This window comes from Methylobacterium sp. V23 (assembly GCF_002917135.1).
In the GTDB taxonomy this organism is placed as follows: domain Bacteria; phylum Pseudomonadota; class Alphaproteobacteria; order Rhizobiales; family Beijerinckiaceae; genus Methylobacterium.
Genome location: NZ_PDHT01000029.1, coordinates 1 through 20,643, shown reverse-complemented (window position 1 = coordinate 20,643; position 20,643 = coordinate 1). Strand labels below are relative to the sequence as shown.

At 62.7% G+C, this 20,643-nt stretch carries 21 protein-coding genes; 12 read left to right on the top strand and 9 right to left on the bottom strand.

The window, feature by feature from the left end:
• Nucleotides 1-769: 769 nt before the first annotated feature.
• Complete coding sequence (locus CRT23_RS28895; protein WP_210202097.1) at nucleotides 770-940, top strand: hypothetical protein; 171 nt, start codon at nucleotides 770-772, stop codon at nucleotides 938-940.
• A 254-nt stretch (nucleotides 941-1,194) separates the two neighbouring features.
• Here CRT23_RS28895 and frc read toward each other — a convergent pair whose 3' ends face one another.
• Both frc and CRT23_RS21640 read right to left on the bottom strand, forming a co-directional pair.
• A complete protein-coding gene (gene frc / locus CRT23_RS21645; RefSeq protein WP_103711749.1) occupies nucleotides 1,195-2,445 on the bottom strand; it encodes a formyl-CoA transferase in 1,251 nt (416 codons plus the stop codon).
• Between the two features lie 122 nt (nucleotides 2,446-2,567).
• Nucleotides 2,568-2,996 (bottom strand): PAS domain-containing protein, encoded by a 429-nt coding sequence (locus tag CRT23_RS21640; RefSeq protein ID WP_103711748.1) that lies wholly within the window; start codon nucleotides 2,994-2,996, stop codon nucleotides 2,568-2,570.
• 333 nt (nucleotides 2,997-3,329) lie between these two features.
• Here CRT23_RS21640 and CRT23_RS21635 point away from each other — a divergent pair, with 333 nt between their 5' ends.
• From CRT23_RS21635 to CRT23_RS21620, 4 genes are all read left to right on the top strand, one after another.
• Complete coding sequence (locus tag CRT23_RS21635) at nucleotides 3,330-3,773, top strand: OsmC family protein (protein ID WP_103711747.1); 444 nt, start codon at nucleotides 3,330-3,332, stop codon at nucleotides 3,771-3,773.
• Nucleotides 3,774-3,803: 30 nt separating this feature from the next.
• Nucleotides 3,804-4,199: a nuclear transport factor 2 family protein gene (locus CRT23_RS21630; RefSeq protein WP_103711746.1), complete on the top strand. Its 396-nt coding sequence runs from the start codon at nucleotides 3,804-3,806 to the stop codon at nucleotides 4,197-4,199.
• 43 nt (nucleotides 4,200-4,242) lie between these two features.
• Nucleotides 4,243-4,926 carry an esterase gene (locus CRT23_RS21625; RefSeq protein WP_103711745.1) on the top strand — a complete coding sequence of 228 codons (684 nt, stop codon included), beginning with the start codon at nucleotides 4,243-4,245 and terminating at the stop codon, nucleotides 4,924-4,926.
• A gap of 398 nt (nucleotides 4,927-5,324) precedes the next feature.
• On the top strand, nucleotides 5,325-5,693 hold the full coding sequence (locus tag CRT23_RS21620) for a hypothetical protein (protein ID WP_103711744.1): 369 nt from the start codon (nucleotides 5,325-5,327) through the stop codon (nucleotides 5,691-5,693).
• Nucleotides 5,694-5,911: 218 nt separating this feature from the next.
• On the opposite strand, the gene CRT23_RS21615 is transcribed toward CRT23_RS21620, so the two are convergent.
• A protein-coding gene (locus CRT23_RS21615) for an IS630 family transposase (RefSeq protein WP_103711743.1) occupies nucleotides 5,912-6,867 on the bottom strand; the annotation gives its coding sequence in 2 pieces (ribosomal slippage) (nucleotides 5,912-6,528 and nucleotides 6,528-6,867; 957 coding nt in all).
• 518 nt (nucleotides 6,868-7,385) lie between these two features.
• On the bottom strand, nucleotides 7,386-7,628 hold the full coding sequence (locus tag CRT23_RS21610) for a hypothetical protein (protein ID WP_103711742.1): 243 nt from the start codon (nucleotides 7,626-7,628) through the stop codon (nucleotides 7,386-7,388).
• A gap of 641 nt (nucleotides 7,629-8,269) precedes the next feature.
• Here CRT23_RS21610 and CRT23_RS27960 point away from each other — a divergent pair.
• Nucleotides 8,270-8,812, top strand: a complete 543-nt coding sequence (locus CRT23_RS27960) for a hypothetical protein (protein ID WP_146056456.1) — start codon at nucleotides 8,270-8,272, stop codon at nucleotides 8,810-8,812.
• A 370-nt stretch (nucleotides 8,813-9,182) separates the two neighbouring features.
• Here CRT23_RS27960 and CRT23_RS21605 read toward each other — a convergent pair whose 3' ends face one another.
• A complete protein-coding gene (locus CRT23_RS21605; RefSeq protein ID WP_103711767.1) occupies nucleotides 9,183-9,740 on the bottom strand; it encodes a metallophosphoesterase in 558 nt (185 codons plus the stop codon).
• Between the two features lie 219 nt (nucleotides 9,741-9,959).
• Here CRT23_RS21605 and CRT23_RS21600 point away from each other — a divergent pair, with 219 nt between their 5' ends.
• Together CRT23_RS21600 and CRT23_RS21595 are read left to right on the top strand one after the other, a co-directional pair.
• Nucleotides 9,960-10,412, top strand: coding sequence for an anaerobic typically selenocysteine-containing protein (locus CRT23_RS21600; RefSeq protein WP_103711741.1), 453 nt, complete (start codon nucleotides 9,960-9,962; stop codon nucleotides 10,410-10,412).
• 87 nt (nucleotides 10,413-10,499) lie between these two features.
• A complete protein-coding gene (locus tag CRT23_RS21595; RefSeq protein ID WP_103711740.1) occupies nucleotides 10,500-11,312 on the top strand; it encodes an IS5 family transposase in 813 nt (270 codons plus the stop codon).
• An 835-nt stretch (nucleotides 11,313-12,147) separates the two neighbouring features.
• Here the strand turns inward: CRT23_RS21595 and CRT23_RS21585 are convergent.
• Entirely contained in the window at nucleotides 12,148-13,140 is a 993-nt protein-coding gene (locus CRT23_RS21585; protein ID WP_181017423.1) for a LacI family DNA-binding transcriptional regulator, read from the bottom strand.
• A gap of 182 nt (nucleotides 13,141-13,322) precedes the next feature.
• Here CRT23_RS21585 and CRT23_RS21580 point away from each other — a divergent pair, with 182 nt between their 5' ends.
• The 4 genes from CRT23_RS21580 (at nucleotide 13,323) to CRT23_RS21565 (ending at nucleotide 17,374) form a co-directional block, all read left to right on the top strand.
• On the top strand, nucleotides 13,323-14,480 hold the full coding sequence (locus CRT23_RS21580) for a Gfo/Idh/MocA family oxidoreductase (protein ID WP_103711737.1): 1,158 nt from the start codon (nucleotides 13,323-13,325) through the stop codon (nucleotides 14,478-14,480).
• Nucleotides 14,481-14,618: 138 nt separating this feature from the next.
• Nucleotides 14,619-15,878 (top strand): MFS transporter, encoded by a 1,260-nt coding sequence (locus tag CRT23_RS21575; RefSeq protein WP_103711736.1) that lies wholly within the window; start codon nucleotides 14,619-14,621, stop codon nucleotides 15,876-15,878.
• 165 nt (nucleotides 15,879-16,043) lie between these two features.
• Nucleotides 16,044-16,295 (top strand): hypothetical protein, encoded by a 252-nt coding sequence (locus CRT23_RS21570; protein WP_103711735.1) that lies wholly within the window; start codon nucleotides 16,044-16,046, stop codon nucleotides 16,293-16,295.
• Nucleotides 16,296-16,468: 173 nt separating this feature from the next.
• Nucleotides 16,469-17,374, top strand: a complete 906-nt coding sequence (locus CRT23_RS21565; RefSeq protein ID WP_245436464.1) for a 3'-5' exonuclease — start codon at nucleotides 16,469-16,471, stop codon at nucleotides 17,372-17,374.
• A 21-nt stretch (nucleotides 17,375-17,395) separates the two neighbouring features.
• On the opposite strand, the gene CRT23_RS21560 is transcribed toward CRT23_RS21565, so the two are convergent.
• The 3 genes from CRT23_RS21560 to CRT23_RS21550 form a co-directional block, all read right to left on the bottom strand.
• Nucleotides 17,396-18,400 carry an SDR family oxidoreductase gene (locus tag CRT23_RS21560; RefSeq protein WP_103711734.1) on the bottom strand — a complete coding sequence of 335 codons (1,005 nt, stop codon included), beginning with the start codon at nucleotides 18,398-18,400 and terminating at the stop codon, nucleotides 17,396-17,398.
• A gap of 132 nt (nucleotides 18,401-18,532) precedes the next feature.
• Nucleotides 18,533-19,408 carry a transporter gene (locus CRT23_RS21555; protein ID WP_245436468.1) on the bottom strand — a complete coding sequence of 292 codons (876 nt, stop codon included), beginning with the start codon at nucleotides 19,406-19,408 and terminating at the stop codon, nucleotides 18,533-18,535.
• A 584-nt stretch (nucleotides 19,409-19,992) separates the two neighbouring features.
• Nucleotides 19,993-20,361, bottom strand: a complete 369-nt coding sequence (locus tag CRT23_RS21550; RefSeq protein WP_103711732.1) for a DUF4440 domain-containing protein — start codon at nucleotides 20,359-20,361, stop codon at nucleotides 19,993-19,995.
• Between the last annotated feature and the right edge of the window lie 282 nt (nucleotides 20,362-20,643).

The window sequence follows — 20,643 nt, the reverse complement described above, 5'->3', positions numbered from 1 at the left end:
AAGTCCTGGCCCCCGCGCCCGTTTCATCCTCGCCCGATCGCCTCGCAGGAGATCTCCGATGCCACCGACCTGGCGCCCGATGCACACGGCCCCGCGATCCGTCGCTCGAGTCTGGCTCAACCACATGACCCTTGGACCGATCCTAGTGGAGGGCCGACCCGGCCGCTGGTACGCCCCGAGCGCGGCGCGCCAAGTCTGGCGCTGGTACCGTCCGGCCGAGCCAGACGCCCTGGAGCCCTTCAGCGGTTGGTTGCCCTACGGAGCGCTCGCGGTGAAGGAGACAGGCACGGCGCCGATGGACGATTCGCTTTGCAGCCTTCCCGAATTTTTGCACGTTGCAGGGCCGCAATTCCGGGCCGTCCCTCGTGGGATAGAACGACCAAATCAGATGATTTCTCGCCATCAGCGTAGCGAGGGCTGAGCCGATCAGCGCTCGACGCAGGAGCGAAACCGAGGCATCACACCAGAATCATACTCGTGCGGAGCCGCCGATTTAGAGCAGACAAAGTGCTTGGTCGCTACCCTATCCGTTCGCATTCTGCGCCCGCGCGAGTAGCTCGATCATTGCGAAACACGGTCGATCGCACTTGCATCGGCGATTACTCAATTCAGGCCTGGGATTACATCACCGCAGAGTTGTGACCGCTCCTGAATTTCGCTTTTCGCGTCACGATGCAATCGCGACGCGGTTTGTCGTGAAGGCCATCAGCGGCTACTCCGGGAAACAGCGGGCCTATGTCCAGGACGGAGACCCGCTGGATTCTTCCTCGTGGAACTCAGCGCTCTGGACATGCTGGTCCTGAATGAGCGGGATCGCCGCCTCGACATCATGATAGCCTATCTGGCGCCGGTCGGGCTGATCCATTGCCTGATCATCGACACAGATTTGCGGCGTTTAAGGATGTCTCTCGAGCCGGGCGGGGCTCGTTCCAGTGGGTAGCCCATCACCGGGGCACAGTTTGAAAGGCGCCTGCCACCGAGCGAGCGTAATGGCATAGGGCGGTTCGCCGATTGAGACTCTTACGCCGGTGGCCCGTTGTCCCAGGTCAGCGTACGGCCAGCCCCGCGTTCGGGCGTGAATCTTGATCCGACCGAAGATGCAGGCCTGATCCAACAAGAAACGGCGCGCCTCGCGGCGCGCCGTCATGGTTTTCGTCGCGGCCCGTCCAAGGACGGACTGCCTCGTGTGGCACCTCAGACGGCGCGGGCCTGGTGCAATTGCTCGATCTGCTGCTGGGTGTAGCCGAGGTCGAGCAGCACTTCGTCGGTGTGCTCACCGAGCAGCGGCGAGGCCTTCACCTCGACCTGCATGTCGGAGAACTTGATCGGGCTTCCGACGGTCAGGTACGAGCCGAGCTTCGGGTGCGGCACCTCGACCACGGTGCCGCTGGCGCGCAGCGACGGGTCGTTGGCGATCTCCTTCATCGACAGCACCGGCGAGCACGGGATGTCGAACTTGCGCAGGATGTCCACGGCCTCGAACTTGGTCTTGTCGGCGAGCCAAGCCTCGATCGTGCCGAAGATGTCCATGATCTTGTCCTGGCGCGCACGGGCGGTGCTGTAGGCCGGATCGTTCTCCCATTCCGGCTTGCCGATCGCCTTACAGATCGGAGCCCAGGCATGGCCCTGGATCGTGAAGTAGATGTAGGCGTTCGGGTCGGTCTCCCAACCCTTGCACTTCAGCACCCAGCCCGGCTGGCCGCCGCCTCCCGCGTTGCCGCCGCGCGGCACCACGTCCGAGAACTCCCCGTGCGGATACTGCGGGTATTCCTCGAGGTAGCCGAGAGCATCGAGGCGCTGCTGATCCCGGAGCTTGACGCGGCAGAGGTTGAGTACCGAATCCTGCATCGAGACGGCAACCTTCTGGCCCTTGCCGGTCTTGTTCTTCTGGTGAAGCGCCGTGAGGATGCCGATGGCGAGATGCATGCCGGTGTTTGAGTCGCCGAGCGCGGCGGCGCTGACGGTGGGCGGGCCGTCCCAGAAGCCGGTGGTCGAGGCCGCACCGCCCGCGCACTGCGCGACGTTCTCGTAGACCTTCAGGTCCTCGTAGTGGTGACCGTCCGAGAAGCCCTTCACCGAGGCGAGGATCATGCCCGGATTGAGTTCCTGGATGCGCGACCAGGAGAAGCCCATACGGTCGAGGGCGCCGGGGCCGAAATTCTCGACCATGACGTCGGACTGCTTGATCAGGTTCTCAAGGACTTCCTTGCCCTCGGGGGTCTTGGTGTCGAGCGTCAGGGAGCGCTTATTGGAATTGAGCATGGTGAAGTAGAGCGCGTCGGCGCCCTCGACGTGGCGAAGCTGCGTACGCGTCACGTCGCCGGCCCCAGGCCGCTCCACCTTGATCACGTCAGCGCCGAACCAGGCCAGGAGCTGCGTACAGGCTGGGCCAGCCTGGACGTGGGTGAAATCGATGATCTTGATACCCTCGAGCGGCTTGCTCATCGTGGCGTTCTCCCTGTTGGCTTAGACGATTGTCGAAGTTCGAGACTTGCCCGGTCGGTGCGGGTTCTGGGTTGGCCAAGGTCCCGTCGAGCGAGAATCCAGCGGCGTGTCGCGCGTCGCCCTCAGGCGACGCGGGATTCGAGGTCCGCCAGACGGCGGCGCATGTCGCGCTCGTCGTTCCAGCGCTGGGTTTCGTCGCGGATGATCGCGGCGATGCCCCTGACGGCGTTGTCGGGGCCGTGGATCAGCCCAACCGTGAAAGCGATGGAGAGCGTGTGGCCGTCCTTGTGGATGGCCGGCACCCGGAGGACGTCGGCGCCATATTTGGTCACTCCCGTCTGCATGGTCTTGGCATAACCATCCCAGTGGCGCCGGCGCTGCCGCTCCGGCGTGATGAGGTCAAGAGACTGGCCGATCACCTCCGCCGCCGTGTAGCCGAAGATCCGCGTTGCGGCGGGATTCCACACGATGATCGCACCGCTCGGGTCCGACACAACAACGGCATCGCCGGCCGCCGCCACAAGTGCGGCAAAATCGATTGGGCTCGTCATGCGCTGACCCTTAATCTCCCTCCCGTGCCGCGGATGTCGTCTCCGCTGCCCGCTTCATCGACCGTGCGGGCTCGAAGCTGGAGTAGGATGATGCTCATCCACCGGCATGGAACATTCCTCTCCTTATCGGTCAGGCTGGAGCCTTGTCAGTGGCGTCGCGAGGACTTGCTTTTTTCGGTGTAACATTCGTTGGTATTTGGTATGCCAACGTCGCTGAGGTGTCAACTCGCAGTGCCATCATCAACCGGCGAAGGGAGCTTGAGCCGGGGTGACGGCGTTCTCGAACCAGACCGGCACGTTGCGGATAAACGAGAACCGGCAGGGGGAGGCACAATGAATCCAAGCCCGAGCATCACGATCACGCAGATCGAAGGCTACAAGTTCGCGATCGATTTTGGCGGGGTCCTCCCTCATCTGGTCGTTGACGAGGCCGTTCCGATTGGCAAAGGCGAAGGCCCGTTTCCCGAACAGCTTCTCGTCTCGGCGGTGACGAACTGCCTGTGCGCCAGTCTCGTCTTCGCTCTCGGCAAGTACAAGCAGGAAGCCGGCGGCATCCGGGCCGAGGCGCATTGCGAGGTCACGCGCAACGCCGAGAACCGGCTGCGCATCACGGGCATCGCAATCTCCATCAGCCTCGGGGCGACCGCCGACGCCGTGCCACGCATCGACCGGGTGCTGGAGCAGTTCCAGCGCTTCTGTACCGTCTCCGAGAGTGTGCAGGCTGGCATTCCCATCGCGGTCTCGGTCCGCGACGGCGCCGGCACGCTGCTGACCTGAGCCTCCCATCTCGTTCAAGGAAGATCTGCGATGACGACAACGCCCGAAGCGTCCGGCCACCACGCACCCCTCGCCCTCGAGCCGGAAGACCTTGCCCGTCTCTTCAACGAACGCGCTAACGCAGGGGATGTGGAGGGGTTGGTTGCCCTCTACGAACGTGACGCGGTGTTGGCCGCCGGCAAGGTCGTGGCCACGGGGCACGCCGAGATCCGGCAATTCTATGCGGATCTCCTGGCGCGCAAATCCGATTTTCCGGCCGCCGAGACCCTTCCGGCGCTCCGGAGCGGCGATCTCGCCATGACCTTCGCACGATTGCCGAACGGGACGATCTCGGCGGAGACCGCACGGCGCCAAGCCGACGGCGGATGGCGCTGGCTGATCGACCAGTTGAAGATCAAGCCGCTTCAGGCGGACAAGGCCGACTGACGGCCGGCCACCCCTTGAAAATTCCCCATAAGCAGAATTCCGCATGATCGATCCCCGACTCGCCGGCAGGCTCGCCTTCGCGCACCGGCTCCCCACCCGGGAAGCCCTGCCGCCAGGCCGACACGCCCTCGGCCTGTTCGCTCAGCGCGACGCGATCCTCGTGGTGCCGGAGGGGATCGAGCCGCGCCAACCGACACCCCTCGTGGTTCTGTTTCACGGCGGAGGCGGTAGCGCGGAGAAGATCCTGCCGATGCTGGAGGCGCATGCCCGGGCGCGGGGATTCCTGCTGCTTGCACCCCAATCGTTGTTTCCGACCTGGGACCTCGTTATCGGCGGGCACGGGCCCGATCGGGAGCGTGTCGACGAGGCGCTGGCCGAGGTCAGCACCCGCTACCTCCTCGATCCGACGCGGCTGGTCTTCGCGGGCCATTCCGATGGCGGCAGCTACACGCTCTCCCTCGGCCTCGCCAACGGACACGTGGTCACCCATCTCCTCGTCTCCTCGGCCGGATTCCTGTCCGTTCATCTGCAATCGGGCGCGCCGCGCATCTTCCTCTCCCACGGAACCCACGACGAGCAGATCCCAATCGACCGCAGCGCAAGGGTCCACGTCGCTCAATTGTGCGAGGCGGGATACGCGGTCACGGCAGTCGAGTACGACGGCCCACACGCGTACAGCCCAGCCATCATCGCACAAGGCGTCGATTTCGTTCTCGCCACAACATAACTGCGAGAAACCGCAGGTTATGCGGAGATCCATCTGGCTGGGGCCGGCACTGCGCCTTTCTTCTATATCTGTGCATCGTCTTTCAGAGCGGTAATCTTATCCGGGCCTTGTGCAATAGTGACTTGACCCGACTGCCGCTCTCCCGCTTTCACGGACGTATCTGTACTGAATGAGCCGCAGAGTACCAGCATACCAAACGAATTTTGCGAAGTCCCTCGGCAGACCCGATGCGTGCGATCTTGCGTGTTTGCCGCGTCGTTCCTCTACATCGAGATACTCCCATAATTCACATGGCAGCCCTTCCGGATCGCAGGATCTCCGTTCTTTTAATCGGATTTTTACAAGATTAGGTTTCTGTTGGAATAGGTGAAGGTATTCTGGACGAGGATGCATACGTGATGGAAGCAGCTGAGAAGCCGGTTCTCGTGGACTCGCTCGACCAAGAGGCCGAGCGGATTCGGAACATCTTCAGCACTTCGTTCCCGCATTCGAACGACGACCTGAACCGACTAATTCCGGAGAACTTTACCGATACGCTGTCCCGCAGGGTTGAGCCCGCGCCGAAGGCGGAGACCGACGAATTCGACTGGTCGATCACGCTCGCGAACGTCGAAGCGATCGTCGAGGCCAGTAACACCAGCAAGAGTTCGGTGGCGGATGCGGAGCGGCGGGCTGAAATTGCCGAAGCCAAAGCCCGGGAGGCAATCCATTGGCTCCGCCTTCTTCATGAAGCCGTCCTGAAGGGTATGCCTACCCCATCGGCATAGGGTGCCAACTCCAGCTAGGATCATCGTTTGTGAAGCATCGCGGCGCTTCGAGCCCTGGTTGCTGTGGGGCCGGAAACGACGTCGCGTGGACGTTAGCGCTCCGCCGCCGTAGTGGGGAGTCACCAACGAGATTGCCTCAGGCCCCGCGCTGAAACGAGCCCTCCCAGCGTCGGTGTGGATGCTCGGAGCGATCGTGTTTGATCTAGAGCGGCATCGTATCATGTTGGATCATATACGTCGTAGCCTGCTCCGGCGAGATACCAGCGGCATTCGGCTGGCGTGAAGCGTCTGAAGGCTTGTCGGATTGTGTCCCAGAGGTCGCTGATCGTTCGAGCGGCCTCGGCTCGAAGAATGGCCTTGAGCTTGGCGAAGGCGAGTTCGATCGGGTTGAAGTCGGGGGAATAGGCCGGCAGGTAGAGTAGCCTCGCCCCGGCCGCCTCGATGCGTTCGCGGATGCCGCTGAGCTTGTGGGCTGGCAGATTGTCGAGCACGACCGTGTCGCCGGGCCTGAGGGCTGGGACAAGGGTTTCTTCGACATAGCCGCGGAAGCGAGCGCCGGTCATCGGTCCATCGAAGAGGGCGGTGGCCATCAGGCCGCTGATGCCCAGACCGGCGGTGACCGTGATGGTTTTCCAGTGGCCGAACGGCACCGCAACCCGGCAGCGTTCGCCGCGCGGGGCTCGCCCATAGCGGCGGACCATCTTCGTGTTGGTGGCGGTCTCGTCGAGGAACACGAGCTTGTCCGGGTCGAGATCGAGCTGGCGCTCGAACCAGCACAGGCGCGCGGTCTTCACGTCCTCCCGCTCCTGCTCGGCGGCGTGACCAGTGTTTTTTTGCGCGTGATGCCGTGGCGCTTGAAGAAGCGGGACAGGCTGCTGACCCCGACCCGCAGACCCTGTTCGGCCAAACGGTCGCGCAACTCGTGCAGGAACAGTTCGGGCTTCGTCTCGTAGGTCTGCCGGATCAGGTCGGCCTGCGCCTCGATGGCGTGCGAGCGCTGATCGCCGCCCATCGGCTTTGCCCGTGTGCGCCCTTCCCGCACGAAGGCCTTGTGCCAGCGCACGGCGCTAGCCGGACTGACCTCGAACCGTCTGGCGGCTTCCCGGCGTGAGGTTCCTGCCTCGATCGCTATTACGACGCGCTCACGCAGATCCGCTGACAGGGCTGAGGGCATCCGGCTCTCCTCCACGGAAGGCCGGGTATCGAATCACATCTACCCCGCTCTCGAAACCACAAACGATTCAAGCCGATGGGACACCGCTCTAGCAGCGCCGACATAATGCGGCGAGGTTCGTGCCAGCATGGTCAGCGGTGTCGTGATCGCAACGCGCTGTTACCAGAACCACGTGCATTAATCGCACCCACTCGAGCGCTTCATCAGTCCTGACAGAAACGGTAATCGACTGGTCGGCGGCATCCCGAAAGTCAGCTATCGTGTCATCTCACCAGCGGCCATTGGAACGCTGGAAGACACTCCCCCTCCCCTGGGCGATCGTCCTCCTTACAGCGACAACGAGAAATCATAGCGAATCACGGACAAGACCTCCAGCCAGTCGATTAGGGAAAAGGCGCAGTCTTCCCAGCGGATCTGCTTGGTCCGCGGGAGGCCACACAGACCGAGGCATTGAAAAGTGCCCGATCTTGGGTCAATCCATCTCTGGCGGGGGCGCAGCGATCGAGCGCATCGATCCGTTAATCTGCGTGGCTCGAAGGCGCCTGCCACTCCACGCCGGCATGCTCGCGAATATCGCCCGCTGAACTTCCGGTATCGGCATCGCTCGCCCAGCCGCTGGGTTCGGCAACATCTACGATCTCGTCCTCCGGATAGGCGGCTTCCAGGAACAGCCTTGCCTCCCCTTCCGCGGCGGCCCGCACCGTCACCAAGGGCTTTGTCCCGACGGCGGATCGGATCTTGGCAATAAACAACTTCATCATGAGCAGCCTTCTGGAACGGTCCCATCCCTTCAGAGAGGGCAGCGCCGGAGAACAACAAGAGATTTCCGCTTCACCATCCAAGCTCGACGCTCACGTCTAGTGGGATTCAGCGCGGGCCTGGAACGAGAATCGAGGACGTCGTGACACACATCGCAGTCAGCAAATGCACCTTTAGGCTGCGGCGTAGAAGGGAGATACACACCCGTTGATCTGGTGGCCGATTGGACACCCCCCCTGAGGACGATGGGCGACCTCAGCGGCACACGCCGCAATTTGGAAATGCGTGCATCCTCATCAGGTTTGCGAAGGCTGCGAGTTGCGCCCTTGTTGATCAGTCATTGATTGGAGCACAGGCAAGGGATGTCAGCAGTTTGCAGGTCTATGATCGTTTCCTGCTGTAAATTGAGGGGATTGATAGCGAAAGGTTCACGGAATTTTGTCAGGTGCGTGGCATGGTCGATTCTGGCCCGACCCCGGAATTTCCGGCTCTCACCATTCAAGCGAAGCTGGGGACGAAAGCCGGCCGCATGCAGTTTGGTGGTCTAGCGACGCGTTGATCGCAACCAGTCCGAAACTTCCCCGACGGCATGCTGCCCCCCCCGAAAGATCGATCCGGGGTGACCGATCCGTGTGCGAGGGATATGGCACAAACGTTCAGACGCCGCCTGTTTCTCGAACGGGTATCCTGCCGGACATCTGCACAACCTCTCGCGCTTGAGGCCGAGTTCACACGCGACAACGTTGATATCGCCTGTCAGGCTTTGTCCTTGAAGCTCGTCTCGCTCGTGGAGGTGGATGATGAAAGCAACTACGCGTTTCGGATCACGCGCCCTGGCCTTCTCCTGCTTGCCGGCCAGATCGAAGACGCCGCAGCGCTGCTTGATCGAGGCCTAGGCATCAGGCGACTTCCCATTCCACCGCCCTGGGGCTTAATCGGCAACAAGCTCCGCCCCGGCGGCCCGGGGATGTCCCTGAAGGGGAGTGGACCTCGCGCCTACGCGACGCAGTTGATCCTGGCAGTCGCCTCTGGGCATGCGATCGTTCAGGGTGATGTCGTTCGCGGCAACGCGAATACTCCGCGTCCTGGCGCGTTCAATAAAGCGCCGCGCCAATCGGAGCGGCTTGGAACATCATCGCCTCTCAGAGACTGGGGCCGAACCAAAGACCGGGATCGCCCGGTATGATCTTGATTTGGAAAATGCTGTTGCGGGCGAGTGTTAAGCTCCCAGGGGTACCCGCGGGCGCAACGACGCCCCGTCTTGCTGTCCAACGACCATCGGAAGGCTGGCCTGAAGGTGTCTGCGATTTCCCTGATGTATCCTTGATCTGAGCAGCATTCTATGCTTGGGGACTACGCATCACGAGACCTACTATACAGTCAATATTACTCTGAATTCATTTTTTACTATACGGAGGGAGCCGAACCCGGAAGGCGCGTTTCCGGGAAGGACCCGCAGAGCTTCACCAGATTAGGGATGAGACGCAGAATCGACAGCACCATGGGGGACCGACGATGGCCAAGACATCATGGGATCGTTGTATCCTCGGAAGGGCTCAACGTAGGCCACGTGCCGCCATTTCCTCGGGAGCCTGCAGCGCTGCGTCCTGACGCGCGATCAGCGTTGTCAGTTCGACCGGACGGTAATCGCAGGCATCGGCCCCGACGTCACAGGAGCGGCTCGTATCCGGCAGGCACGCATGGGTATGCCCATACAGGTGGCGCGTCTCCCGCCAGAAGCCCGGCCAGGACCGATGCGGGTAATGCGAGAGAAAGAGCCGCCAAGCCAAGCCGTTGGAATCTCCAACGGTGATACGGGCATTCTCTACCGGCGGCTCTGTCCAGGGTAGTTCGAGCACCCGGTTCGTATCGTGATTGCCGCGCACCAAGCGCTTGATACCATTGAGACGAGCAAAGACGGCGGCACAATGCGCGCGGCTGGCACCGGCGGCGAAGTCACCGAGGTGCCAGACCTCGTCGGTCACTCCCACAACCGAATTCCAGCGGACGATCAGAGCCTCGTCATGGGCCTCCACCGACCCGAAGGTCTGGCGTCGACGCTGAACCAGAGGTGCGTCACCGAAATGGGTGTCAGCGGTGAAGAATATTGCCATGCAACCTGAAAAATAGTCGCGCCATGGAGAGATAAGAGCGGGCGCACTGCCATTCCGCGAGATGGTGCAATCTCTATAGCGCTCAAGCTGGCGCAATGTCGCTTGCCTCCGAACTACGATCTTGGTGCAACCGGCCTTGCGGCGCGCCGCCGCGTGAAGGAACTCTAACTCGCTGCCATCCATTCCCCGACAGAACCCTATTCAGTCGAGGTTTTCCTGATGCGATACGCACTGCTCGGACTTGGTGCTCTGGCGGCCAGCACATGCGCAGGCGGAGCCCTTGCTCAAAGCAAACCGTTGCCCCCGGCTTCGAGCGATGCGATGCCGCCCGTCGAACTGACGATCACGATGGACGGGGACAAGCCTATCTGTGCCCCTGCCGAATTGAAGTTGCCCGCCAACACGAACGTGGAACTTCGCATCGTGAGCCAGGCCGCCGAACCCGTCACGATCACTGCGCCGGGTCAGTTCGAGAACGCCAACGTTCTACATGCTGACGGCGACCTCATTCATGTCGCGAGCGAAAAGGGTTATCTCGTGAAACAGCACGGGAAGGGTGTCCTGCGAATTCGGACGCTGAAGCCAGGCCAGGAAACCTACGCCTGCACCAGCAATCGCAATCAGAAGGCGCCCTTCGAAGGAAAATTGGTGCTTACTTCTCCTGCTGGCTAAGAGCCCGTCCGATAACGTCTGGCAGGGGTTGAGTGGCCGGGATGGCGGTGATTCCAGAAGGGTGCTGAAGCCTGACCTGGAAGTGCCATGTGGACCCCGACCACTCGCCGGCAGCATAGCCGTGCCAACCTGCGCTACGAAACCGACCTGACGGATGCGGAATGGGCGGTCATCGCGCCGCTGATGCCGGAGCCGGCTTCGTGCGGTCGTCCGCCCGTCTGGACGACGCGAAAGATCCTGAACGCGATCTTCTCAGTCCTGCGGGGCGGCATCGCGTGGCGGATGATCCCGAAGGATCTGTTTCCGCGCAGCACGACGTTCGGCGACTTCGCCCGCTGGCGCGACGACGGCCTGTTCGGCCGGATCAACCATCACCTTGTCATGGTGGACCGCGATCGGGTCGGTCGAAGCGCCTCGCCTACTGCTGCAGTGCTCGACGGCCAGAGCGTGAAGAACACCGAGAGCGGAGGGCCGCGCGGCTACGACGCTGGAAAGAAGATCAAGGGCCGCAAGCGTCAGGCCCTGGTTGACACGGACGGACGCGCTCTCGTCCTCGACCCACAGCCCGCCGACGTGCAGGATCGCGATGGGGCCGGACCGGTGCTGCGCCTGTCGCGGCGGACCTTCCCATTCATCGCCAAGGCCTTCGCCGATGCAGGCTATGCGGGCGACAGGCCCGCGACTGCAACGATCATCACCGTCCACATCGTGCGCAAACCCAAGGATCAAGTCGGCTTTGCCGTGCACCCGCGCAGATGGGTGGTCGAACGCTTCTTTGGCTGGATCAGCCGCAACCGCCGCCTTTGGAAAGCCCCGGAGGCGACCCTCGCCTCGGCCCAGGCCTTCCTCCACGCCGCCGCCGCCATGATCCTCGTCCGAAGACTCGGCCGAGCGTCATGACTGATCGGACGGACTCTAAACGCTCTTCTACATCGCTCGCCTGAGGAATACCTCCAACTCACCACCAGAGGAAGAGTGATCAAATCCTACTTGGTCATCACGGCGACAGTTGCGTCAAACAGTTCTGTTCTTAGTGAAAGCTGGACGACCGTGACACGCGTCCGCCTTCCGCAACTTTGTACGCATCTGCTATTTCAAGCCTGCCCTTCTTCACTGATACGGCCCTGTCCGGAAAGTATAGAGGAGCGAGACATGATCTTCATCCTGCCCGTGGGGGCCGTTCATCCAACCGTCGGGGACTCGAACATTTCGGAGTTCCACGACCGATCCAAGTACGAGACCGGCAGGCGGCGGCGGGCTTGTGCTCGTCAACAACGGTGAGGCGAACAAGCAGAACCTCATGGCCTGCTTCATGATCCGGAATGGTTCCCGGTGCGGACGACAGGCGATGGTCGATGGATTCGACATGGCGTGCACTCTGTTGCCGTGCATCGTTCTGCTCGGCATAATGATGCCAGAGGTCGACGATTGGACAATTCGAGCTATTCTGAAGGCGAATACGGCAGCCCGCGACTCCCAATGATACGATCAACTTCGTGGCCGGTGCGGCGCACAGTGTCTCGCTGAGAGCAGACGACACCCTTCCCAAGTTGGTTGACTGAACACACTCGAAGGCAGTGCTGAGCCAACTCGGCACGTGGGCGGTGGGGTGACATCTTCCAGAACTTAGCCGCCGAAGTTGCAAGACTCCGACAAACTACGCAGATGTTACAATTCGAAACCTTGGGCGTCAGCGAGCAGAACGCTTGATCAGCAAGAAAGCGGCCTTGCCTGCTCAACTGCGGGTGCTGGCGCGCAGGACAAGGCGGGGCTGCACCAAGACTTCTGGTGGACCGCTATCCTCCCCTTCGATCAGCGCGAAGGCTTCGGCAGCGACACGGTCCATGCCCACATCGACCGTGGTCAAGTGGTAGGGAGGCCACGCTGATCCGTCGATGTTGTCGTAACCGGCGACTAATACATCGTCCGGACAGCGCAAACCGAACTCTACCCGCAACGCGTCGATGGCGCCCATTGCGGTCAGGTCGTTCAAGCAGAACAGGCCGTCCGGCCCGGTGCCAGACGCATAGAGCGTCCGGACCGACGCTGCCCCGCCGCTATGATGGTGGTTGCCCTGCGCCCTTTCGCAGTCCGTGATACCGAACTCAGCCAAGCCCTGCCGAAAGCCGGCCTCGCGGCGCTCCTGGGCAAGCGTACCCGAGCGGCCCGCGATGTAGCCGAAGCGACGGGCGCCCTGCCCGTACAGATGCTTCGCGATTGCGGCGCCGGCTTCATGGTCGTCGGCCGCCACCGTCCGAACCCAGCGATTGGTCACCGAGGAGTTCATCGTGACGATGGGAACGCTGAAACGTGTCAGGGCCTCGGCGACATCCCGAGCGTTCACCGAGAGCGAACTGAGCACCGCGTCCACTTGATAACCTGAAAGGAGTTCCACGGCAGAGCCGAGCGCCCACTCGTCCTCGACCACGACGAGCATGACTTGCTGTCCCCTCCGTTGCAGGCCGGTCGCGAAGCACTCCAGCGCCATCGCGTGGAAAGGGTTGGAGAGGCCGCCGACAGCTACGGCGACGATGCCGGAGCGCCCGGTCGTGAGGGAGCGGGACAGGAGGTTTGGCCGGTAGCCCAACGTCGAAGCGGCCGCCAGCACCTTGGCGCGGGTCGCCGGCGAGACGACGCCCCCGGGAGTGAAGGTCCGCGATACGGCCGATTGGGAGACGCCGGCCAACCGGGCGACAGCAATCGACGAGGGCGGACGCGTCCTGCTCATCTGACGAACTCCGAGTGAACCACCTGCACCCAGCGCAAGGCATCCATGTGCCACTGACTGCATCCGTATGCAACATTGGCCGCAGGGCGCAGTTGATTGCACACCACCGTCCTAAAACGCGACGAGGCTCCGGCCGAGTTCGCAACGCCCGACACGCTTCGCTTTCCCACCCGGAGACCCGCATGAGCCTCGCATCCGCCCTCGGCTTCACCGCAGCCCGGAAGGTTCGCTACGCTTTCGTCGCACTCGGCGATATCACGCAGGAGGCGATGCTGCCGGGTGTGGCCCACACCGGAAACTCCGAGGTGGTAGCTTTCGTCACAGGTGATCCGGAAAAGTCCCAGGGTGTCGGCAGGCAGTACGGCGTCACGGAATCCTACGGCTACGAGCAGTTCGGCGAACTCATCGCTTCGGGCAAGATCGATGCGATCTACATCGCCACCCCGAACTGGCGCCACGCGGAGTTCGCGATTCCCGCCCTGGAAGCCGGGATCCATGTGCTGGTGGAGAAACCGCTGGAGGTCTCGGCAGCGAAGTGCCGTGAGATCTTGGACGTCGCGGAGCGCTCGCCGGCCAAGCTGATGGTGGCCTACCGGCTGCATTTCGAGGCCGCGACCCTCGCGACCATCGACCTGATCCGTTCGGGCAAGCTTGGTACCTTGCTGACCTTTGCCTCGACCTTCACCCAAATGGTCTCGCCCGAGAACCACCGGGCTCGCAGTGGTATTGAGGCCGGACCAATCTTTGACATGGGTCCTTACCCGGTGAACGCAGCCCGCTACGTTTTCGGCTCGGAGCCGACAGAGGTGGTCTCCGCCGTCGGCGTACGGCACCCTGAAGCAGGTCTCGGCGACTTTGATGACACAGTCGCGGTGACATTGCGCTTCCCGGGCGACCGCCTGGCGCAGTTCGTGCTGTCCTATGTGGGCAACACGCTCGACACCTACACGGTGGTGGGTACGAAGGGCAGCATAGAGGTGAACCCCGGATACATGTACGGCAAGTCTTTGGCGCACACCGTCACCATCGGTGAAAGCAAGACGCACGAGACCTTCAAGAACACAGACCATTTCGGCGGCGAACTGCGCTACTTCTCCGACTGCATCCTGATCGACCGCGACCCCGAACCTGATGGCGAAGAGGGTTATGCAGACGTGCGCGTTTTGGAAGGCATCGTCGAGGCGCTGAAGACTGGTAGTCCAGTCCGCCTCGAACCATTGACTCGCGTCCGGCGGATCGATCCGGAGGCCCAGCGCCAGTCTCTCCGCGCCAAGGCATCGCCCGAACTCGTCAACACATCAAACCCGGGTAAGGGCAAGGACAAGGTGCCGAAGAACTGATCGCGGCTCCATTGCGAGAATACCTCCCATACCGGACCCCAAAACTATGATCGCATATGCGAGGCCGCAGCGGGCCCCGATCCGAGGTCGGACCATCATGTTTAGCCTTGACCCAAAGCTGTCCAAGATAGGCCTGCGATGAGCGTCGTCGATCTCCCACAGACATCTCCCCTGGAATCCGCGGCCGTAGCGGATCACGCGCCCAGCATCCCAGCGCCTGCGTCGCACCCGACCCTTATCCTCGTAGCGCTGGCGACCGGGGGCTTCGCAATCGGCACGACCGAATTCGCCGCCATGAGCCTGCTACCGGCCTTTGCTCCCGATCTTGGAATTGATGCCCCCACGGCTGGCCATGTAATTAGCGCCTACGCCCTGGGTGTCGTGGTAGGCGCGCCCGTCATCGCCGTGCTGGCAGCCCGCGTCGCACGACGGACCCTCTTGGTCACCCTGATGGTGTTGTTCGCTCTTGGTAACGGGTTGTCGGCGTTGGCGCCGAGTTATTCCTGGATGTTGGTCTTCCGATTCCTCGCCGGCCTGCCGCACGGCGCCTACTTCGGCGTCGCTGCCTTGGTCGCCGCCTCACTTGTCCCGCGGGAGCGGCGCTCGCAGGCTGTGTCGCGGATCATCGCTGGCTTGACCGTCGCGACGGTGGTTGGGGTGCCGCTGGCCAACGGCATCGGCCAGTTCGCCGGCTGGCGCTGGAGCTTCGCCCTCGTAGCCCTCCTTGCCACGGCGACCGCAATCCTGGTGCGGATCTATGCGCCTCTCGGCGCACCGGCTCAGGGAGCGAGCGCCTTGAAGGAACTTGGGGCTCTGCGGCGCGGTCAGGTCTGGCTGACACTCGCCACCGGCGCGATCGGCTTCGGTGGCCTGTTCTCCGTCTACACCTATCTGGCTTCGACGATGCTGGAGGTCACCCATGCATCGCCGAGTGCCATCCCGCCGATGCTTGCACTGTTCGGCCTAGGCCTCACCCTCGGCAACCTCGTCTGTGCGTGGGCAGCCGATCGGGCGCTGATGCCGTCGGCCGGGGTGACCCTGGTCTGGAGCGCCTGCGCACTTGCTCTCTACCCATACGCCGCAGGAAGCCTTTGGACCCTCGGGCCCGTCGTCTTCCTCATCGGCTGTGGAGGCGGACTCGCCACCATTCTGCAGACCCGCCTGATGGATGTCGCGGAGGACGCGCAGACTCTTGCTGCCGCACTGAACCACTCCGCCTTCAACGTCGCCAATGCCCTCGGACCCTGGCTAGCAGGGTTCGCGCTCGTGTCCGGATACGGCCTTCCCTCAACCGGCTGGGTCGGCGTCGCGCTGGCGCTGGGCGGTCTCGCGATCTGGGCGACGTCGTATTTCATCGAGCAGCGCGTCGACCAGCGGTTTGGCATCGTGAGGCCGTGAAGACAGGGAAGGCCTGAGATCTTCGCGAGGACTGCGACGTTGCCGCGGTTGTCAAAGTGCGCGAGACGGGATTGCGCTGGCTCTTCCCGGGTTTACGTCGACGTCGACTGACGGGACACGGTGGCAGATATTGAATTTCGACATGCAGAATGAGTGGATCGAACGATGGTAGAAGGCGACGACGATCTCCTGAGATTCCTCGATCGCGACGCGGCGGGCGTGGCCTTCAGCGAGCGCGTCGCTAATGCGATGTTGGTCGACAAGAAGGTTTCCACAGCCCCACATGCAATCTCCCTGATGATCACCAATCGTCAGAGAGGCGATCTCCATACCCTCGGGTTTTCGGAGCATGCCATTCGGCGCATGACGCCGGTCGAAGCGCATGGACACCTTGGGCTTAACAAGCCCGAGCGCTAGCAGGGTGAAGCCACGGCATGCCAATGCTCAACTGTGCAACGGGGTGTGCGTCGCAGCACTGGCAATCTTCTGGGGATACGAAGTTAGTATGACTTTCAGTCCGATCAGTTCTGCGCCTAGGCTCTCCGTGGGATCGCCCGGGCACGGTTCGCGCGACCGGAGACCAGCCGGGCTTGGACAACGTGGCACCGACGCACGCCCTAGATGTGATTGCAGATACCCTCGAGGCGACAGGTGCCTACCGCGTCCTTCGGCAGCTCAAGCCTTTCGTGGATGCGGACGAGCCTCCCACTGAACCAACTTTTATCGGCCTGATCGTCGATACGGAGACCACTGGGGTCGATCACACCCGCGATACGGTGATCGAACTCGGCATGATCAAGTTCGAGTACGGCGCGAGCGGTCGAGTCTACCGCGTGCTCGATTCGCTCAACCAACTCCACGACCCCGGCCGGCCTATCCCGCCCGAGATCACCCGCCTGACCGGCATCGGTGACACCGATTTGGCCGGGCAGCGCATTGATGACGAGGCTGTAACGGCGATGGTGGCCGACGCTGCCGTGGTAATCGCCCACAACGCCAGCTTCGACCGACAGATGTGCGAGACCCGCTGGCCGGTCTTCGCGGAAAAAAACTGGGCCTGCTCCTGCCATCAAGTGCCCTGGCGTGCAGAAGGCCACGAGGGGTTTAAGCTTGGCTACCTGCTTATCGATCACGGCTACTTCCACAAGGGCCACCGCGCCATTGACGATTGCTACGCACTGCTGACACTCCTCGCAGCGCCTCTGAGAACCTCTGGGCGCCTCGTCCTTGCGTGCTTGCTCGAGATCGCGCGCAAGCCGACGGTGCGGGTTTGGGCCGCTGGTTCTCCGATCTCCACGAAAGACGTCCTGAAGGGGAGAAGTTACCGCTGGAGCGGGCGGCGACGCTGCTGGTACATCGACATTGAGGAAGAGCGTCTCGACCTCGAGCGCGCTTTCCTCTGCCGGGAGGTCTACCAGCGCGAAGTCCACGATCTCGTGGCGGATCGGATCACCGCCCGCGATCGCTTCTCTATCAGAACCAATCCGGAAGCCTGAGCTGGGCTCAGGTCGACCGCCTCACAGTGGATGTCGAACACGCCGTCCGAGAAGCAGGGCTGTCGCCATCGCGAGACCGGCGGCGATCGACAGCGTCGTCAGCGGATGCAGCGTGGCGCGTGTGTACGCGCTGGTGCGCATCACGTAGATCGGCGGATCGCCACGTTCCGCGCCAGCGTTGACAGGGGCGTGCAGGGCGCCGGTCGGGTTCCGTGGCGTTTCGGAGCGCTTCTGCAAGGCAATGATCGCGGGTGCGAGTTCGTCATAGGCGCCAGGCACGAACTCCTTGCCCATGACGAACATCTTGCCGCCGCCGCCAACGAAGATGTCCCGCTGCGGATGTACGGCCGCATGGAGGATGGCGTTGGCAACCTCGGACGGTGGATAGATCGGCGGGGGTAGCGTCGGCTCTCGGTCCATGTAGTTGCGCGCACGGTTCGGCAGAGGCGTGTCGACAGAGGCGGGCTTGACCAAGGTGACCGAGACCGGCGCGCCTTCGGCGATCAGTTCCATGCGCAGGGTGTCGGTAAATCCCTTCACAGCGTGCTTTGAGGTCGCGTAGAGGCCCTGGAACGGGAACGCGAGGTCGGAGGCCACGCTTCCGACATTGATCAGGGCGCCACCGTGCCGGCGCAGGTGCTCGACTGCGACGAGAGAGCCATGCACCGTGCCCCAGAGATTGGTTTGAATCAGACGTTCGTGATCGGCGTAATCGATCGCGCTCAGCGGGCCGTAGATCGTCAGGCCGGCAACGTTGACCCAGGTATCGAAGCCGCCGAAGCTCGCTCGTGCCTCGTCGGCGATCGCCAGTACGTCGTCGCGCCGACCGACATCTGCTGTCACGGCGACAGCGTGACCGCCCTCCGCCTCGATCTCGCTGACCACCCGCGCGAGGACATCGGTGCTGCGTGCCGCCAACACAACTCGGGCACCCCGCTGGGCCGCCATTCGTGCGGTCGTCAATCCAATACCGCTGGAGGCCCCGGTGATGACGATGACCTGATCCCGCAGAGCTTTGTGTCTCATACACCCGACTCCTGGTCGAACCGGGCGATCTGCCCGCTGAGGAAAATACGCGCAAAGGAGCCGGCCGTTGCGCGAGGAGGGTCGGCTTGCGTGCATTTCGCGCAGGACGGCGCGCCCCGTACCGGGCTCGTCCTAGAACTTGCGCAGGATGGGACGAGCTCCCTCAGGCTGCTCCTTGTCCTGGTAAATCGGCACCGTGGCACGCAGCCACCCGCGGGTCTCGAAGCCTGCATAGTTGTGCTGAACGATGTCGCGCGTGACGTAGGCTTGTAGGTTCACGGAGCCGAAATTGTAGCCGACGAGCGCGCCCACGGCGACTTGGCCCTGGCGCGCGTAACTTGAATTGTTTGTCGGTAGATCGGTCGATCCGAAGGCGACTGGCCCGACTTCCCACTTGCCGAAATGTTTCGTGGCCGTGAGATCAAGGTTGAGGAAGTCCGGGTAGAATGTCCCGCTCGACGAGCGCGTGTCGAAGAAGGTGCCATAGAGGAAGTTTCCCGTCAGGTTCCATCCGTCGCCGTTGTAAGTGATGGCAAAGCGCTGATGCAGGACCGGATTTTGGATGACGATCTTGGTGTCGCTCGGAAGATAGGCGCCTAGGAGATAACTGAAGTTCACATCATGCCCGAGCTTCCAGGCTACCTGCGCAGCCAATAGCGTCTGGCCGAAGCCGCTCTGATAGGCAGCACCCCGAGTGCTCGACGCCACGATCGGCTGCAGGACAACGAATTGTAGTCGTCCTCCGACCACCTCTGCTGGGGTCGCCCAGATGAACGACGGTAGGTTAATGTTCGAGTCGGTGGAGCGTGGAGTCGTGCCGCGCGAGCCGAAGCTTGACGTGTTGATGAAATACAGGCCCACCAGCAACGGCGCACCAGGCAGCTGGCCCACCGTCTGTCCCGGTTGCGCCGCCGAACCAGCCCTTGCGAAAGGGCTGCCCAACGCCAGGACCAGAAGGACGGCAGTCGCAGCGCCCTGTGCTGCCCGACGAAACCCAGCGCTCTTCATGTCCATGGTCCAAACCAGCCCGTCATCGGCTGGGCTTCATGACATGTCGATCGCGATGATGGTGACCTCCTATGCACAATGCGCACAGTTGCAGCGATGCCGTCGCCAACGCGCAACACCTGCCGCTGTCGCTAGCCACTGACCATCGCCGCGTCCATGCCTTGTCTCAGCCGAGTCGACGTCTTGTGCCTCCGCGGTGGACGGAACTCGATCCGCGGCGGCCTCTTCCCCGTATGTGGCACGAACCTGCGAGGGCACCATGAGTTCGGACAAGGCATCAACGGATGCGCACGCGATCCCGTCGAGAGGCAAATCCCTAGTCGAGCCTCGGACCAGCGATGATCCCGCTGAGGCCGGCCCGACCTCACCCGGCCGCGTCGAGCCCTCTCGTGATCAGGGCCCGGAAACGGGCGGATACGACGACCACTCGCCCAATCGGCATCAAACGAACAAGGAGGGTGGGTACGGTGCCGGCTGAAGACAGTCGACGGGGCATCGTGCATTCACGCGATGCCTCGCGCAGCATCATCGCCTTCGGTCCCTTAACTTGTCCCAATCAAACGGGGAGCCGGTGCGTGTGAAGATCAGTCGTTGACCGCGGGAATGGAGAGGGGCGGCGTCTGCTGGTGTTGAACGACCCGCCAGACCTCATTAGACATCCGCCGATAGGTCGACGTGCAATTGGCTTCGTACGATTCATCGTCGCGCGATGCCTTGGCATGGTAGGCGATGATGATGAGACCTTCTTGGGGACGTGAGATCTGGCCTTTCGTGATCTCGATGCTGGACCAACGCGGTGTCGCGGCAACGGCCTCGACCGCCTGTGCGCCACTGAGCACGAAAGGCGGCGTCGGTAAGACCATCAGGCACTCATCATCGACCAATTCGCGGTAATGGTCCGCGTCGCCGGTCCATAAGCTCTTCTCGAACGACCAAACGCGATCATCGTCCATATCAGTCTCCTCGACTTCGGTAGAGTCGAAGGATGACGCCCCTTGCGCGCCGTTCGTTCCCTTGTCAGGCACGGCGGGACCCGCGTCAGAGACGCCAAAGCCGCCCTCCTCGCGATGGATTACCCAATCAGAACGGTGATGCCGGCCAAGGCAGGAGCCAAGCGGGTCGGCGAAGGCTCAGAGCGAGGTGGTGACATGCCTGAGTATGCACCCGCCCCGCCCCGCGCCGGGGGGGGGGGGGGGGGGGGGGGGGGGGGGGGGGGGGGGGGGGGGGGGGGGGGG

What these genes read in the sequence shown, in the direction of transcription:
- CRT23_RS21550 (WP_103711732.1), bottom strand. Translation starts at nt 20,361, where the DNA reads ATGGACGATGATCGCGTTTGGTCGTTCGAGAAGAGCTTATGGACCGGC.
- CRT23_RS21610 (WP_103711742.1), bottom strand. Translation starts at nt 7,628, where the DNA reads ATGATGAAGTTGTTTATTGCCAAGATCCGATCCGCCGTCGGGACAAAG.
- CRT23_RS21640 (WP_103711748.1), bottom strand. Translation starts at nt 2,996, where the DNA reads ATGACGAGCCCAATCGATTTTGCCGCACTTGTGGCGGCGGCCGGCGAT.
- CRT23_RS21605 (WP_103711767.1), bottom strand. Translation starts at nt 9,740, where the DNA reads ATGGCAATATTCTTCACCGCTGACACCCATTTCGGTGACGCACCTCTG.
- CRT23_RS21580 (WP_103711737.1), top strand. Translation starts at nt 13,323, where the DNA reads ATGAGCCTCGCATCCGCCCTCGGCTTCACCGCAGCCCGGAAGGTTCGC.
- CRT23_RS21635 (WP_103711747.1), top strand. Translation starts at nt 3,330, where the DNA reads ATGAATCCAAGCCCGAGCATCACGATCACGCAGATCGAAGGCTACAAG.
- CRT23_RS21620 (WP_103711744.1), top strand. Translation starts at nt 5,325, where the DNA reads ATGGAAGCAGCTGAGAAGCCGGTTCTCGTGGACTCGCTCGACCAAGAG.
- CRT23_RS21555 (WP_245436468.1), bottom strand. Translation starts at nt 19,408, where the DNA reads ATGAAGAGCGCTGGGTTTCGTCGGGCAGCACAGGGCGCTGCGACTGCC.
- CRT23_RS21630 (WP_103711746.1), top strand. Translation starts at nt 3,804, where the DNA reads ATGACGACAACGCCCGAAGCGTCCGGCCACCACGCACCCCTCGCCCTC.
- CRT23_RS21570 (WP_103711735.1), top strand. Translation starts at nt 16,044, where the DNA reads ATGGTAGAAGGCGACGACGATCTCCTGAGATTCCTCGATCGCGACGCG.
- CRT23_RS21575 (WP_103711736.1), top strand. Translation starts at nt 14,619, where the DNA reads ATGAGCGTCGTCGATCTCCCACAGACATCTCCCCTGGAATCCGCGGCC.
- CRT23_RS27960 (WP_146056456.1), top strand. Translation starts at nt 8,270, where the DNA reads ATGGCACAAACGTTCAGACGCCGCCTGTTTCTCGAACGGGTATCCTGC.
- CRT23_RS21585 (WP_181017423.1), bottom strand. Translation starts at nt 13,140, where the DNA reads ATGAGCAGGACGCGTCCGCCCTCGTCGATTGCTGTCGCCCGGTTGGCC.
- CRT23_RS21595 (WP_103711740.1), top strand. Translation starts at nt 10,500, where the DNA reads ATGTGGACCCCGACCACTCGCCGGCAGCATAGCCGTGCCAACCTGCGC.
- frc (WP_103711749.1), bottom strand. Translation starts at nt 2,445, where the DNA reads ATGAGCAAGCCGCTCGAGGGTATCAAGATCATCGATTTCACCCACGTC.
- CRT23_RS21560 (WP_103711734.1), bottom strand. Translation starts at nt 18,400, where the DNA reads ATGAGACACAAAGCTCTGCGGGATCAGGTCATCGTCATCACCGGGGCC.
- CRT23_RS21600 (WP_103711741.1), top strand. Translation starts at nt 9,960, where the DNA reads ATGCGATACGCACTGCTCGGACTTGGTGCTCTGGCGGCCAGCACATGC.
- CRT23_RS21625 (WP_103711745.1), top strand. Translation starts at nt 4,243, where the DNA reads ATGATCGATCCCCGACTCGCCGGCAGGCTCGCCTTCGCGCACCGGCTC.